General features: G+C 59.7%; 12 protein-coding genes. 3 read left to right on the top strand and 9 right to left on the bottom strand.

The annotated features are described in order from the left end of the window. Positions 1–707: 707 nt before the first annotated feature. The 7 genes from ACKVY0_RS16755 to ACKVY0_RS16725 all read right to left on the bottom strand — a co-directional run bounded on the left by ACKVY0_RS16755 (position 708) and on the right by ACKVY0_RS16725 (position 8,114). Complete coding sequence (locus ACKVY0_RS16755; RefSeq protein WP_409215974.1) at positions 708–3,446, bottom strand: ATP-binding protein; 2,739 nt, start codon at positions 3,444–3,446, stop codon at positions 708–710. Continuing rightward, a complete protein-coding gene (locus ACKVY0_RS16750) occupies positions 3,443–3,907 on the bottom strand; it encodes a response regulator (protein ID WP_409215973.1) in 465 nt (154 codons plus the stop codon). The genes ACKVY0_RS16755 and ACKVY0_RS16750 overlap by 4 nt, the downstream gene beginning before the upstream one ends. Positions 3,908–3,942: 35 nt before the next feature. Then, positions 3,943–6,117, bottom strand: a complete 2,175-nt coding sequence (locus ACKVY0_RS16745; RefSeq protein ID WP_409215972.1) for a GspE/PulE family protein — start codon at positions 6,115–6,117, stop codon at positions 3,943–3,945. A gap of 19 nt (positions 6,118–6,136) precedes the next feature. Then, positions 6,137–6,673: a type II secretion system protein gene (locus tag ACKVY0_RS16740; protein WP_409215971.1), complete on the bottom strand. Its 537-nt coding sequence runs from the start codon at positions 6,671–6,673 to the stop codon at positions 6,137–6,139. Positions 6,674–6,687: 14 nt separating this feature from the next. Continuing rightward, positions 6,688–7,092, bottom strand: a complete 405-nt coding sequence (locus tag ACKVY0_RS16735; protein WP_409215970.1) for a type II secretion system protein — start codon at positions 7,090–7,092, stop codon at positions 6,688–6,690. A 21-nt stretch (positions 7,093–7,113) separates the two neighbouring features. Continuing rightward, on the bottom strand, positions 7,114–7,599 hold the full coding sequence (locus tag ACKVY0_RS16730; RefSeq protein ID WP_409215969.1) for a type II secretion system protein: 486 nt from the start codon (positions 7,597–7,599) through the stop codon (positions 7,114–7,116). A gap of 122 nt (positions 7,600–7,721) precedes the next feature. Beyond that, the gene (locus ACKVY0_RS16725) at positions 7,722–8,114 is read right to left on the bottom strand and encodes a prepilin-type N-terminal cleavage/methylation domain-containing protein (RefSeq protein ID WP_409215968.1); all 393 of its coding nucleotides are present in this window, start codon (positions 8,112–8,114) and stop codon (positions 7,722–7,724) included. Positions 8,115–8,371: 257 nt separating this feature from the next. Between ACKVY0_RS16725 and ACKVY0_RS16720 the strand changes: the two genes are divergently transcribed. After that, the gene (locus tag ACKVY0_RS16720) at positions 8,372–10,171 is read left to right on the top strand and encodes a phosphoethanolamine transferase (protein WP_409215967.1); all 1,800 of its coding nucleotides are present in this window, start codon (positions 8,372–8,374) and stop codon (positions 10,169–10,171) included. 86 nt (positions 10,172–10,257) lie between these two features. Beyond that, on the top strand, positions 10,258–10,689 hold the full coding sequence (locus ACKVY0_RS16715) for a rhodanese-like domain-containing protein (RefSeq protein ID WP_409215966.1): 432 nt from the start codon (positions 10,258–10,260) through the stop codon (positions 10,687–10,689). Here ACKVY0_RS16715 and ACKVY0_RS16710 read toward each other — a convergent pair. Next, complete coding sequence (locus tag ACKVY0_RS16710; protein ID WP_409215965.1) at positions 10,671–11,537, bottom strand: MBL fold metallo-hydrolase; 867 nt, start codon at positions 11,535–11,537, stop codon at positions 10,671–10,673. The two genes, ACKVY0_RS16715 and ACKVY0_RS16710, sit on opposite strands and share 19 nt — an antisense overlap. Further along, positions 11,534–12,913, bottom strand: coding sequence for an NAD(+)/NADH kinase (locus ACKVY0_RS16705; RefSeq protein WP_409215964.1), 1,380 nt, complete (start codon positions 12,911–12,913; stop codon positions 11,534–11,536). The genes ACKVY0_RS16710 and ACKVY0_RS16705 overlap by 4 nt, the downstream gene beginning before the upstream one ends. Positions 12,914–13,070: 157 nt before the next feature. Here ACKVY0_RS16705 and ACKVY0_RS16700 point away from each other — a divergent pair, with 157 nt between their 5' ends. Next, positions 13,071–14,288: a hypothetical protein gene (locus ACKVY0_RS16700; RefSeq protein WP_409215963.1), complete on the top strand. Its 1,218-nt coding sequence runs from the start codon at positions 13,071–13,073 to the stop codon at positions 14,286–14,288. Positions 14,289–14,462: the final 174 nt, after the last annotated feature.

Below are 14,462 nucleotides of genomic sequence, written 5' to 3'. Positions count from 1 at the left end.
TTTGTGATTTCCCACAGATTCAGAAAACCCGCAGATTTGTTTTCAGACTCATGCAATCTGTGGGTTATCTGAATCTGTGGGATTCATGCATTTTCACCCATCGTGACGATGTGCGGTATAGATGGTGAGTAAAAGATCAGAAAACAGTGGTTTCCCATCTTTTACCCACAATCTTTTACCACCAAGTTATTCAGGAGGGGCAGAAGGGCAGAGTTTTTGGAATTCGGCAGCAGATCTAGCACGCACTCACTTCCTGGATGAATCTCTTTTCCGTGTCTTTCCGCGTATTCCGTAGGCACACCGGCTTGGGTTTCACAGATCATCCAGCGGGCTGGTGATCTCCCCGCCTGCAACGCTGTAGCACTGCGGGCAGGCCCGCCTGCAACGCTGTAGCACTGCGGGCAGGCCCGCGCATCGCTTTGGCCAGCATAGTGTCAACTGCCCGTCCTCATGATTTGTGATTCCCACAGATTTAGGCAGGCCCACAGGTTGGTTTTCTGATTCAGGCAATCTGTGGGCCTCCTTGAATCTGTGGGAGAAAAAGGCTTTCACAAAACTTGATGACGCGAAGCATATACCCAACGTCACCATGATTTGTGAATCTTTACTGCGGAGTACTGGAGTCGTGGAGTGCTGGAATGCAGAACTCCATCACTCCATCACTCCAAAGGCCCGGAACTCCCAAATCTTGACGACGCGAGGTATAACTAGAAAGTCATGGGAATCTGGGAGGCTTCGACGGCGAGGGCGGGCGGGATGACGCGGCGGAAGTCGTCGAGGGAGACGGGCTTGGTGAGGAAGGCGTTCATGCCGCATTCACGGCACTCTTCTTTGACGCCGGTGAGGGCGTGGCCGGTCATGGCGATGATGGCGGGCTGGTGCTTGAGCTGGAAGTTGGCGCGGATGAGGCGGGTGGCCTCGATGCCGCCCATGACGGGCATCTGGAGGTCCATGAAGACGATGTCGTAACCGCCCCCTTGGGCGACCATGCTGACGGCTTCTACGCCGTTGTTGGCGACGTCCATCTTGGCGTAACCGAGGCGCTGGAGGAGCATGATGGCGATCTTCTGATTGAGCGGCTGGTCTTCGACGAGGAGGAAGCGGGCGGGATTCTGGCTGGCGAAGTTGTCGCTGTCGGCTTTGGCGGCTTTGGCGATGGCGCGGTTGGTGGAGCTGGAGACCTGGACGTCATGACCGCCGGATGCGGAGCGGGCGGCACCGGTGTCTGACATGGTATGCTGGGGCTGCTCGGCAAAGGGCTCAGCATACACCGGGGCAACGGGGATGGGCGGGGCGGTCCCGGCTGAGATGGGCGATGGCGGCACAAACGCGGGGGCGATGGCGGGGGCGGACGCGGGACGCAGGACGGGGCCCGGTGCGGTTTGCGCGGGTGCGAGGACGACGCGGCGCGGCATGCGGTAGAGTTCGGCCATGGTGCGGAGGAGTTCGCGGCGCTTGATGGGCTTGGAGAGTCGAGTGTGCCGGCTGCCAGCGGGCGGCGCGAAGCGCTCGCGGTCGAGCTTGGCGCTGGTGATGGGCATGATGGTGATGATGGCGGTGCCGCGCATGGCGGCGGCGTTGAGCATGGGCTGCACCTCTTCCTGACTCAGGCGGGAGACGTCGAGGATGAAGAGACCGGCTTCTTCAAGCACAGCGTCCAGCTCGACGAGGGAGCGGTCGCGCATGGTGTTCACGGTCATGTTCCACTGCATGAGGGACTGCTGGAGCACCTGCTGGGTGGTGGGATGCGCGCTGTAAAGGGTGACGGGGCGGTTTTTGACGACATTGAGCCAACTGATCTCTTCGTCGCGGGATTCGTCGTCGGGGGCGACGACGAGAGGGATCTCGAAGAAGAAGTCGGACCCCTTCCCTTCCTCGCTGACGACGCTGACCTCACCGTGCATGAGTTTGACGAGTTTTTTGGAGATGGCGAGGCCGAGGCCGGTGCCGCCGTATTTGCGCGTGGTGGAGGAGTCGGCCTGGTTGAAGGCCTGGAAGAGCTGGCCGATTTTGTCGCCCGGAATGCCGATGCCGGTGTCGCGCACGGAGAAGTGGAGGAGGGTGAGATCGCCCTGCGGGGAGGGGCGCGAAACTTGGCGGACGAGCAGGAGGATCTCGCCCTTCTCAGTGAACTTGATGGCGTTGCCGACGAGATTGACGAGGACCTGTTTGATGCGCTGGAAGTCGCCCATGATCTTGCGCGGCAGGGCGGCGTCGAGGTGGACGTTGAGTTCGAGGTTTTTCTCGGCGGCCTTGTGGGAGAAGACGTCGGTGGTCTCGCTGAGGAGTTTTTCGATGTCCACGGGGAGGCGCTCGATGTCCAGCTTGGCGGACTCGAGCTTGGAGAAGTCGAGGATGTCGTTGATGACGTGGAGGAGGGATTCGCCGCTGGAGCGGATCATGCGGACGAGTTCTTCCTGCTCGGCGTCCATGCCCATCTCGATGAGGAGGCTGGTGGTGCCGATGATGCCGTTCATCGGGGTGCGGATCTCGTGGCTCATGTTGGCGAGGAAGTTGCCTTTGGCGGCGGTGGCGGTCTCGGCCTGGCGCTTGGCGGCATCGTATTCGACGAGGAGGGTGTGCTTGCGCTGGTCCTCCTCCTGGATGTGGCAGATCATGGTGTTGAACTCCTCCTGGACGAGGTCGAGGTCGTCGCAGCCACGGGCGGGGACGCGGATGCTCAGGTTGCCGGCGCGCATGGCGCGGAAGGCATGGATGAGGGCGTGGGTTTTGTGGGTGATGCGGCGGCCGATGACGTAGAAGCTGAAGACGGCGAGGACGAGTCCAGCGCAAGCACCGAGAATGGGTACAATGAGGCGCTGGGTGTTGAGCAGATGACGCAACTGCACCAGGGGCTGGCGGGCGATGAAGGCGCCGGCGACATGGCCGTCACGGCTGTAGAGCGGGGCGGCGCTGATGAGCCAGTGGTCGCTGCCGTTAAGCTCCAGATTGCGTCTGTCGCTGGTGTCATCCATGACCAGGGTGCTGCCGGCCATGACGCGGTAGATGAGGTTGTCCATGTGCGCCGGGGTCGGCTCGTTAATGACGCACTTCTGGCCGATGGGGAGGATGGCGATGGGCGGTGACTTGGCCACCGGGGACAAGCCGATGCCAGCGGTGGTCTGACGGGGGGCGACGACCTCGACCTGAAGACCCAATGGTTGCAGCGCGGGCGGGATGTCCACGGTTTGCAAGCGCAGGCGCATGCGGGTTTCATTCTCCCAGTTCAAGGGAGCGATGCCGCTGATCTCGCCCTCGCTGAGCGCCTGGCGGTTGAGTTCCATCTGCCCGGAGAGGGCGACGGCACCGAGGTAGGAACTCTGCACAAAGCGCAGGGTGATGAACTCCTGCCACAGAAAGCCCGCCGCCGTGGCCCCGGCGCCGACGAGAACGGCGAACATGCCCAGGAGCGTGAAGCGGTTGGCGATCTGGAAGTTGAACTTCATGAGGCAGCACCCGTCTGGAAGGAGATGGCGTCGGCTTCCGACAGCATGGCACGGCGCACGGCTAGGCAGAGGTTTTCGAGGTTGAAGGGCTTGGCCAGCACATCGGTGAAGCCGATAGCCTGGCAGAGATCCTTCACATCCTCCTGAAAATAGCCGCTGCAGGCGATGACGGGGAGGCGCGGATCACAGGCGCGCAGCCATTCGAGCACCTCAAAGCCGGAGGCACCGCCGGGCATGGTAAGATCGAGGATGGCGACGGTAAAACGTGGCCCCCGTTCGACGCCGGCGCGGACGAGTTCGAGTGCCTCTTCGCCGGTGCGCACCGCCGTGGCCTCGAAGCCGCGGGCTTCGAGCACGGCCTTGCCGACGGCGAGAATATGCGGTTCATCATCAACCAAGAGGACGCGGGCGATGGCACGCGTGGCAAACTCACGGGGCAGGAGCTGGGTGGTCTGGGACATGGCGGTAATAGGTGGTGATTGAATGTTCAGGGGCCTCACATGGCGGTGTAGCTGAGGCATTTGATTTCATCGAGGGAGGTGTGGCCGCCGATGACCTGCTGGAGGCCTTCCTGGTAAAGGGAGCGGAAACCGTTCTTGAAGGCGGCGGCACGCATGGCGCTGAGGGGTGCGCCATCTTCAATGAGGTCGCGCAACTCGTTGTTCACCTCGCACAGCTCCATGAGGGCGACGCGGCCGGCGTAACCGGTGCCGTGGCATTCATCACAGCCGCGGGCGTTGTAGATCGGCGTGGTGAGGGGCTGGGTGATGACGGCCTGCTTGGCCAGGAGATCCTGCACGTCCTGCGCCGCCTGTAGGGGCTGCTTGCAGTAGGTGCAGAGGCGGCGGCCCAGACGCTGCGCTTGGCTGAGAGCGAGGGAGTCGGCCAGCAGGTATTTTTCCACGCCCATGGACATGAGACGTGACACGGCGCGCAGCGAGTCGTTCGCATGCAAGGTGGTGAGCACTAGGTGGCCGGTGAGCGAGGCGTTCACCGCCGCCATGGCGGTTTCCGCATCGCGGGATTCACCGATGAGGATGATGTCCGGGTCGGCACGCAGCAGGGAACGCAGGCCGTTGGCGAAGTCGAGGCCACGCGCGACATTGATCTGCGTCTGGTTGATGCCTTCGATCTCGTATTCGATCGGGTCTTCGATGGTCTGGATGTTGACGCCTTCATCGTTCACGCTGTTGAGCAGGGCGTAGAGCGTGGTCGTTTTACCGGAACCGGTGGGACCGGTGACGAGCACGAGGCCCTGATCCCGCTGCATGGTGCGCGTGAGGATGTCCACCTGGCGCTGGGAGAGATTGAAGTCCGAGAGACGCTTCACGCCGTCCTGCTTGTCGAGGAAGCGCATGATGACCTTCTGGAACTCACGCCGCGTGGGGATGGCGGCGACACGGACATCGACACGACGGCGGCCGATGGAAAGTGCCATGCGACCGTCCTGGCACTCCTGGCGGCTCTGGTTCATGCCGGCGTAGTTTTTCAGCAGTGCGACGTAGCGATTGAGCTGACTCTCCGGGGCCGTCATGATGGTCTTCATGGTGCCGTCCATGCGGGCGCGGAAGCGGGTGAAGTTATAAAACTTCTCCACATGCAAGTCGGAGGCGCGGCAGCGGATGGCGGTGAACAAGGCCCACTGCACGAGCTGCTCGGGTTCGTGATTCGGATTTTGCGGATTGATGCGGCCCATGTCCTCAGGGGAGATCTCGACGACACTGGAGTCATCCGCAGCGGTGAGGCTGGCGCTGTCCATGGACGCCACCGCACCAGGATCGAAGGTGGCGCCGGCGCGGTTGATGGCTTCGCGAATGCTGGCCAGATCGGCCAGTACGGGCACGATTTTCACCGCCGGGTTGCCCATGGAAAGCCATTCATCCTCGAAAGCGTAGCAGTCGCTGCTTTCGCTGAGGAGAAAGACGACATGCTTGCCGATGAAGAGCGGATAGACGTTGTGGCGCTCCAGCAACGGAATGGGGAAGAAGGTCTGGCGCTGCGCCTCGGTGGCACTGTAAACGAGCGTGCGGCAGCCGCTGACGAGATGCTGCAGGGCGATGCCCATGTTGCGCTGCACGACGTTGAAATGCGTGGTGGCGAGCGTGTCCGATTTGCCCTTCTGCGCCTCGTAGAAGCCCTTGAGCTTGGTGATTTCAGCCGGCTCGTAGGGATATTTTTCCAGCAGCCAGTTGAAGGCACCCTCCAGCCCCAGATCGGCAAACACGGGCGGCTGGAGCTGCTCCATCGCATTCGACTGCGAGATCGGCATCTGGCCAAAGCGCAGCACCAGATCCTTGCGCGTGTTTTGATACTGCTCCTGCGTGATGATGACGCGGATCGTGAGGAAATGCGGCACGCCCCAGAGGTCTCCGGCCTTGGGATTGTGATGCGCCATGACCAGCAGCGGACCGATGGTGGTCACCGGCAGCCAGGGATCGGCGACATACGGCACGCGGCCCAGTTTGCGGATCAACCGCTCGGCATCGGGCGAGCAGCTTTCACGCAGCAAGGTGACCGGCAGCATGCCGTACTGCACGGCGAGGCCTTCGATGGATTGAATGGCGAGGATCGCCGTCTGCCGCGCCTCGATTGTCGCGTTGGGCGGATTACTCGCAGCCCCAAAGGATTTGGAGGCTGGAGGGGGCTCAAGATTGGAAACAATGGAAGACATGAGTGGGTGCGTGGCGGGATCAGCGCCCCGCCATTTGGAAATTCGGCGGAAAGACGAACGCCGTGGTGAAATCCGAGCCGTCGAAATTCATCAACAGACCAGTGCCCGTCTGGCCGGGCTTGAGCAGTTCGTAAAGCTTGCCGTTCCAGCGCAGGCGGTGCTGCGCGGTGGAACTACTGGAGACCGGGTTGTAACGCGGATCCATGTAGGGCGAGCCGATTTTGGCACGATCCATGTCCGTGTCGCGATACTGGAGCGTGCGCAGAATGACCATTTCATCGGCGGTGGAGCCGTCCATGGAATTGAACAGCAATTCGTAGTTATGCTGGGCAAAACGATACAGCGCATGATTGAGCCGTTCCTGCCGTTCTGCCGCCACCGCATCCTTGGCTCCGCCGAGGAATTGATGAAACGATCCCACGGTGATGGTGGACAAAACACCGATGATTGAAATCACAATGACCAGCTCAGACATGGAGAAACCTCCAGCCTTGCTGCGGCATAGCAGGAAGTTGGAGGGTGGCAAACAGGTTCCTCTGTCTGGGGAGGCGGTCATGCTTGGAGGCGGTGTCAGTAATAAATGATGCCGGTCGGACCGGTGAGCGCAGCCTTGGTCATGGTGGTGATGGACGGCGGAAAGGTCACTGAGTACCCGGACGGCATGAATGCGGCCAGGGTGGTCTCCGAAAAGCTCAGGTAGGGCCGCAGCAGGGTGTACTTCGCCTCAGAGGAGGCCGAGGCAGACCAGTCCAGCGCCGCCTGGGTCCGGCCACGCACCTGGATATAGCTCGCCTGGGCAAGATTCAGTGATTCGGCACGGGCGATCGCCAGATTGCGCTCGCTGTCACCGCGCATGCGTGTGACTGAAGGAATAGCCATAAAGGCGATGATGCCGATGATCGAGACACAGGCCATCATCTCCACCAGCGAGAAGCCGCGAAGAAACTGGCGTGAAGCTTTGTGAAGTGCGTTCATGGTGACATCAGGTGAAGTGGTTCATTCGTTAACTAGGTCCACGCGCGGAAAATCGCCGCTCTGCCAGGTGGGTAGCGCCAGGTACTGCTTCGCATTGTCCAAAGCAGCAGTTTTCAGCTTGTCGGTGCCGGTCGTATAATCCAAAAAATGGTCGGCGGTGGTCTGATCGAGAAATCCGGCGCGTAAATTGGGATCTGCCGAAGTTGGTTGGGGTATCAGCTGGTTAAAGCGGGCGGAGGTGGTGCTCAGAGCATTGTATGTAGTGCGCACGCTCTCGAGGCTGCGCAGTTGCGCGGTGCTGCCGACACGGTTCTGCGCCATCACCCAGGCAGTCAGGGCGCTTTGTACGGCTGCCTGCTGCTGCCGGGCCATGACACGATGGGCATCGCGCGAGACGTTCGAGATCGCCGCCACCACGAGCGATGACATGATGCCGATGATGGCAATCGTGAAGATCGCCTCGACAAAGCTGAATCCATTTCCTCTCCTGTGAATTGTCATGTTCATGTCCAGTGCAGCCTTGCGTTTATTTGCGAAAAAGTCCGCCGGGGAGTCACCTCCCCGGCGGACGTTGATCGTCCGAATCTGTTGTTTAGATCACAGAGCCAGGCGACAGGTCCAGACGGCTATTACGAGCCTGGGTTGTATTTGACGTGCTTGTTGGTGTCGTCCCACTCGAGGTAGGCAGTAACCCCGGCTTCCTCATCGTTGTCGATTTCACCGGAGGTGAAGAGCTTGCTCTGGAAGGCGCCGTCATCGGGGGAAACACCAGATTGGGCCTTGGTGACGAGGTTGGAGGTCGCCCAACCGGTGGTGCTGACGCCAGCGGCGACGGCGGCATTGAGCACGGAGGCGACGGTCTGCGCATTGCGCTTAGCGGCGGCATCACGAGCGGTGTCGTTCAGGTTGCCGATGTTTGGGATCGCGATCGCGGCGATGATGCCGATGATGGCGATGACGACGAGCATTTCCACGAGGCTGAAGCCAGCCTTGCGTGAGGTGTTGAGCTTGATGTGTTTCATAGTGTGTTGTGTGTTTGGCTGTTGGTATTGCTTCGAGTTGTTCAGCTCGTTGGAGTTGCTCATCCTCGAATTATGGTATTTATAACTCAATTCAAATACATGCACAATACATTTTTTACATATTCCATACTTTTCATCAAAACCAGCTCAAAACAGCCACTGGTTGTGATCACACCACAAATTCGGTTCACCCGGCCAGAAGTGGGTGAATTTGATTCGGTTTGCGTTGAGTTACATTATGATTGATATTGTTTAATATGAATATTATCAAACGATTCAAAGATCACCTTTCCCATGAATTCAGCCAGCATGGTCGCATCTGGTTTTCGGTCTTTTTGGCAGTCAGTTTGATCAATTTGCCAAATCTCATCGCCTGCTTCATCCCGGGTTTTGCGTGGGTTTCCGTCAAACTCTGGCTGTTCAGCATGGCGTTAACTTTGCTCGCCTGCGCCCTCGGATTGAGGGTTCGTGCCATGCTGTGGCTAGCGCTGCCGCTGATCGTGCTCGTTCCTGCCTGCATCGCCTGCCTGCTCTCGATTCACAATCTTCCGACCACTTTCTTGTTTCTCGCCCTGCTCGAAACCAACCAGGTCGAGCTCAGCAGCTTTCAAGGTCATATGCTCTATAGCGGGCTGGGAACTGTGATTTTGATGGCGGTGTATGTCTGGGTGGTCAAAGCGCGTGTGCCGGCAGGGTTCCGATTTGGCCCCGCAGGTCGTGTCCTTGTTCTGGGAACACTGCTCACGCCTGCCATTTACGATCTGATGATTTACAATCCTGTGGTCAGCATCGCTGGCATCAAACAGCGCTGTCTGTCCACCTTTCCATGCTCGACCGTTTACGGGGCTTATGAAGCGCTGGACCTGCGTGCCCGCGTTCAGAACCGCCAAGATCTGCTGGGAAAACTCGCCATCGACCAGGAGCCTGAGTTTCGCGAAGAGCACAACCGTCAGGTTCACATGCTGGTCATCGGCGAAAGCGCCACCAAAAGCTGTTTCGGCCTCTACGGCTACGAGCGGGAGACCACCCCCCTGTTGGAGCGCACTCCCGGCCTGCTGCCGTTCAGGGATGTTGCCAGCACCGCCACCGTAACACTGCTGGCGGTGCCTTCCATGATCACGGCCTCCCCACCAGGCAAGGTGATCGAAGCCACGCAACAAACCAGCCTGCTCACAGCCTACAAGAAGGCGGGGTTCCGCGTTTACTGGCTCTCCGCCCAACGAAAACACGGCACCTTTGACACCTTGACTTCCATTTTCGCCGAGGATGCGGACGAAGCGGTGTTCAAGGGCGGAAAATTCGACACCTACGGCGCAGGAGCCTACGGCGGCACCTCAGACGCCAGCCTGCTGCCCCTGGTGCGAAACGTTCTGCAACGCAACGAGCCCAAAGTGCTCTTTGTGCTGCACACCATCGGCAGCCACGGCCCGTATCCTTCGCGTTACTCGGAGAAACGGGCCCGCTTCCCTGCGGACAGGCAGGCGGTCATGAACGCCCTGAGGCGTATTTCCAGCGGCACCGCCAGTGATCCGCAGGAACTTCAGCTCGTGCAGAACTCGTACGACAACACCATCTGCGCCACGGATTTCCTCCTCGCCAACCTCATCCACGACCTGAACAGCATCCAGGCATCCTCCTGGCTGTGCTACATCTCTGACCACGGCGAAAACACCTCCAAGGCGCTCCTGGGCAAATTCATGCACGGGATGATCACCAGGCAGGTCGTTGAGATTCCGATGCTCATGTGGCTTTCCCCCCTCTACGAACAGACTCATCCGGCCAAAGCCGCCGCCTTAAAGGCCAATCTCAACACTTCCTTCAGCGCCGCCTGCACGTTCCATACCGTTCTCGACATGGGCGGCCTGTCCTGCGCCGACTTTAAAAAAGAATGGAGCTGCGCGTCGCCTCAGTTCAACCCAGGACCACGCCTGGTGTGCGATTCCAACGGCAAGATTACCGACTACGACCAAAAATTCCCTCCGCTGCAGGCTTCGAGCAAGAGCCATCCAAAGCAGGCATCTGAAGAAACCCGGAGCGTAATGATCGGCACCCCATGACTTAGCACAGCCTCATGAAAAGCTGATTTCACTGGCTCACGCCGGAACCACCAAGCACACTCCATGGCCCTGCCCTTCCATTTCGCATGAATATCTTCTTCAAAACGGCACTCCTGCTCTTCGGCTCGTTCGCCATCGCCGCCGAACTGCCCAAAGCGGCTCCAGAGCCAACGCCGGTAATTCTGCCTGCTGAGGTTCACGACATCGCCCCAGATCAAGTCGAACGCTATCTCGTGGATCACCTCGACACGATCATCATCGACGTACGCACCGAAGACGAACGCCGCACGCGCGGCTTCATCCTCAACTCGCTGCATCACGACTACTTCCACGGCCAGAAAACGATCGATGCCCTCGCCAAGCTCGACAAAACCAAACCCTGCATCGTCTATTGCGCCATCGGCGGTCGTGCGCAGCTCATCGCGGTCGAAATGCACAAACTCGGCTTCAAAAACATCCTGCTGCTCAAAGGCGGCTTCAACGCCTGGACCGCCAGCGGTCAGGCGGTCGCGAAGTAGTCACTCCTGGCCTGCATTTCCAGCTTCTCACCGCATCGCATCACTTTAAACGGCTGCTGCAGCCTCTCGCAGGTCTCTGTAAACTCCGCCGGTGTCGTCGTGTTGAACTCAAACATGTCGTAGTGGCATGGCACGACGAGCCTGGCACCGCCCGCCTTCGCCAACGCCGCCGCTTCGGTGCCGTTGAGGTTGCCAGCCACCCGTCGTTGCGGCTGGTTGCCGTTGATTGGCAGCAGCACCAGATCACAGCGCTGCGTACGCAAGGCGGTGACGATGTCATCATGCCACAGCGTGTCACCACTATGGTAGATCGTGAACGGGCCGCATTTCACGAGAAAACCGGTGTAGTGGCAGTTGCCATGCTCATCACGCAGCACCTCGTTGTGCTTCGCGATCACGCCACGCAGCTCCCAGCTTCCTTCCACATGCCTATCGTGATCGCCGATGCCACAAAACACGACATCCGCCTTTCCCAAACGCTTTTCAGCCTCGGGAATGATCGGATGCGGCAGATACAGCCGGCACCCCGGATTGGCCTGCGCCAGCGGCACCAGTGTTTCGCCATCGAGATGATCGGTATGCACATGACTCGCCGTGACACGCGTGATTCCCGTGAGTTTCGCCGGGTCAATGCAGCGCTCCGTCATGCGCACATGCGGCTTGTCGGTCGCGGCATACTTCTTCGTCAGCGAATCGGAGAGATAAGGATCAAACAGCAGCCGCTCCCCTGCCCATTGCACCAGAAACCCGCTCTGCCCCAGCCACCACACATGCAGCGTGTCTTCATCCTGCGACGCCGCCGCAATGTCCGCCAGCAGCGCTTCGTCTTTTTGGAATGCCGCGATCATGCGCCAAATTGAATCGCCGCGATCTTCTCCGCCATGTCATGGCTGGCGCAGAACACCAGCTCCGCCGCCGCCGCACGCGAAAGCCGCGCACGCAGCACACTCACGCGCCCCATGTTCAGGCCATCGACAAACGCCTGCACCGGGCGGTTCACCGGATCGAGGCTGCGAATCTCCACCGTCGTATCCGGCGACAGCAACGCACTGCGCCAGTGCGCCGGCTCCAGGACGTTCGAGCCGACCAGCAGCCATGCCGGCGTGTCCGCCAGCAACGGTGAGGCCCCCATGCTGCGCGCATAGGCCGTCGATCCCGCCGCTGTGGCCACGAGTGCGCCATCGCACACCAGCTTGGGAATGCGCTTCACATTGTTCACCGAAATTTCCAGCCACGCACTCTGGCTCGTCGCACGCTCCAGCCAGGCGTCATTAAAACCGTACGCCGTCCGCATGCCGCCGTTCTCATCCTCGCATTCGAGGTAAAGCATCGGCAACTGCCGGAAGATCACATCATCCGGCGGAAACGCGCCGGTGATCTGTTGAGGTGCATTCATCAAAAAGCCGAGATGACCCGCATTGATGCCAAAGAACGGCAGTCGCGCCCGCCAGTGCTCGCGGATGCTGCGCAGCATGGCCCCATCGCCCCCCACCACGCTGATGAAGTCCGCGTCACCCGCCGCCACCTGGCGCTGCGTCAGCGGTGCGCTCAAATCACGCGCCTTCGGGTTCGCGGCATCAGATTGAAGAAAAAACTGCGCGTCTTCGAGCGTGCCGCGCGCCCAGTTGCCCGGAATCGGCGCACGGTAGAGACCGTAACGCTCCATATATGCCTGTGCTCGCGACGGCACCAAGCCGCTCACATTTTTACCCTGGCTCAAGCCTTCGCGTATCACCGTGCTAGCCCCCTCGACACACAGATCGACCACACGCGCCTGCGGTGGCAGATCACGCGCATCAAATTCATATCCCGGGCGCTTCAGCACCGCAAAGTTCGCTTTCTGCCAGAGTTCCACGCCACGCTCCCACGTCCGCTGGATCAACGACTCCCCCAGAGCACCACCCGCGATCAAATCCGCCCCCACCACATGCCACAGCTCTCCCTGCGCTTCAAACCGCGTCTGCAACACGTGGTTCCGCGTGAATGTCTCCTGCTCGAAGTCACTGAGATCGACCACCACCTTGGCTAGGCCACCGAACACAATGTCCGCCAGTGCCGCCCGATACACCGGCGGCACACTGCCCGTGACAGGTTTGTCAGGTCGCGGCCCGCAAGGAATCACACGCACCTCGTCAAACATCCCCGCCAGATGCGCTGCAATGGCGGCATGATGATTCCCTGGCGGATTGAAACTGCCTCCAAAAATGGCGATGCTTTTCGGCATGCCGCACCGTGCCAGCGGTCGAAACGAGTGCAAGCACCCAGAACGCCTCCTGCCTGACAGACGCACCGACGCAGCAGTATCTGAGCGGACTGGCCGTTGACAATGCGGGGCAAGACATTCCAGTCGGAGCGGTTGTCTAGCCACAGCCAGCCTCACCATGAAACTTCTCCTCCCCCTGCTGCTTCTCGTTAGTTCTACCACACTGCTGCTGGCGGAACCCGTTTTTTACCCGTGGTCCTACACCGAGAGGGATCTGTTCCCCAGCGCCATCATTTCCACGGCGACCGTGGATTGGAATGGCGAAGAGGAAAACGCCGAGGATCGAAAAACCGAGGACGACCCGCGTCTGAAGAAAAAAGAAGTCCCGATCTTTGGCGATGAGAACAGTTGGCTCGGCGTGGAGCTGTCCGGCCTGCCCAAGGGTGCGCAGGTCGAGGTGGAAATTTCCGTTGATGGCTTCATGAAGCCGTCGAAATGGAAAGGCACGATCACCAAAAAGACTCCCGACGGCGAGGCGCTCATCTTCCCGAAAGCGGCGTGGGATTACGCCGCGCTGCTGAAGGTGCGCCAGCAGCGGCCCGTGACCGCCACTTTCAAAGTGACCGTCAATGGGGCAGCCCTGCCCGATGAAACGCAGACGCACATCATGAAGTCCCTCAACGACTGCCCGTTCTATGTGCTGCACGATGAGGAAGGGGAGGACTTCGACGATTTCTCGTGGCTCTTCGCCGCCTACGTGAATGAAAACCATCCCCTGGTGGACCGCATTCTCAAGGAAGCACTCGACAGCGGCCTCGTCTCCGGCTTCACCGGCTACCAGTCAGAAGATCCGAAGGAGGTCATGATGCAGGTCTTTGCCGTGTGGAATGCCCTGCAACGCCGCGGCATCAAATACAGCGATGTCTCCACCACGACACCCAGCAAATTCGTCGTCAGCCAGAACGTGCGTTTCCTCGATGATTCCATCGACGCCACCCAGGCGAACTGTGTGGACGGCTCCGTGCTGATGGCTTCGATCCTGCAGAAGATCGGCATCAATTCCTACCTCGTCATGGTGCCGGGCCATTGCTTTCTGGCCTTCGACACGGGCGAGGACGCGGATGCCGGGATCATCGGCCTCGAAACCACCATGCTGGGCGACAACGAACTCAAACCGGTGAAGGAGATCCCCAGCCTGCCGCAAAAGGCCAAGCTGAAAGAATTTCAAGCCTCCTACAAAACCTTCAGCAACGCCGTGAAAACCGGCAACGCCGCGCTGGAAGAAAACGCAGAGGCATTCGAGAACGAGGAAGACCCGAACATCCAGCTCATCTCCATTAATGACGCACGGGAGCTTGGCATCATGCCGATCGACTCGACTCGTGACAAAAAATAGCTGCCGCCAAGTTATACCCAACGTCACCATGATTTGTGAATCTTTACTCAATGTCATTAAGTTAAGGCACTTCTCATGATGTGTTCCCGCAGATTCAGATAACCCACAGATTTTTTTCCGGATCCCAATCTGCGGGTTTTCTGAATCTGCGGGAACTCCTTCTTAACTTAATGA

This window comes from Prosthecobacter sp. (assembly GCF_046154365.1).
In the GTDB taxonomy this organism is placed as follows: Bacteria; Verrucomicrobiota; Verrucomicrobiia; order Verrucomicrobiales; family Verrucomicrobiaceae; genus Prosthecobacter.
The sequence above is the reverse complement of the archived record's forward strand: the minus strand, read 5'-3'. Positions and strand labels throughout refer to the sequence as shown.

Excerpts from the sequence above, each read along its gene's own strand:
- ACKVY0_RS16755 (WP_409215974.1), bottom strand. The coding sequence starts at position 3,446 with ATGAAGTTCAACTTCCAGATCGCCAACCGCTTCACGCTCCTGGGCATG.
- ACKVY0_RS16750 (WP_409215973.1), bottom strand. The coding sequence starts at position 3,907 with ATGTCCCAGACCACCCAGCTCCTGCCCCGTGAGTTTGCCACGCGTGCC.
- ACKVY0_RS16745 (WP_409215972.1), bottom strand. The coding sequence starts at position 6,117 with ATGTCTTCCATTGTTTCCAATCTTGAGCCCCCTCCAGCCTCCAAATCC.
- ACKVY0_RS16740 (WP_409215971.1), bottom strand. The coding sequence starts at position 6,673 with ATGACCGCCTCCCCAGACAGAGGAACCTGTTTGCCACCCTCCAACTTC.
- ACKVY0_RS16735 (WP_409215970.1), bottom strand. The coding sequence starts at position 7,092 with ATGAACGCACTTCACAAAGCTTCACGCCAGTTTCTTCGCGGCTTCTCG.
- ACKVY0_RS16730 (WP_409215969.1), bottom strand. The coding sequence starts at position 7,599 with ATGAACATGACAATTCACAGGAGAGGAAATGGATTCAGCTTTGTCGAG.
- ACKVY0_RS16725 (WP_409215968.1), bottom strand. The coding sequence starts at position 8,114 with ATGAAACACATCAAGCTCAACACCTCACGCAAGGCTGGCTTCAGCCTC.
- ACKVY0_RS16720 (WP_409215967.1), top strand. The coding sequence starts at position 8,372 with ATGAATATTATCAAACGATTCAAAGATCACCTTTCCCATGAATTCAGC.
- ACKVY0_RS16715 (WP_409215966.1), top strand. The coding sequence starts at position 10,258 with ATGAATATCTTCTTCAAAACGGCACTCCTGCTCTTCGGCTCGTTCGCC.
- ACKVY0_RS16710 (WP_409215965.1), bottom strand. The coding sequence starts at position 11,537 with ATGATCGCGGCATTCCAAAAAGACGAAGCGCTGCTGGCGGACATTGCG.
- ACKVY0_RS16705 (WP_409215964.1), bottom strand. The coding sequence starts at position 12,913 with ATGCCGAAAAGCATCGCCATTTTTGGAGGCAGTTTCAATCCGCCAGGG.
- ACKVY0_RS16700 (WP_409215963.1), top strand. The coding sequence starts at position 13,071 with ATGAAACTTCTCCTCCCCCTGCTGCTTCTCGTTAGTTCTACCACACTG.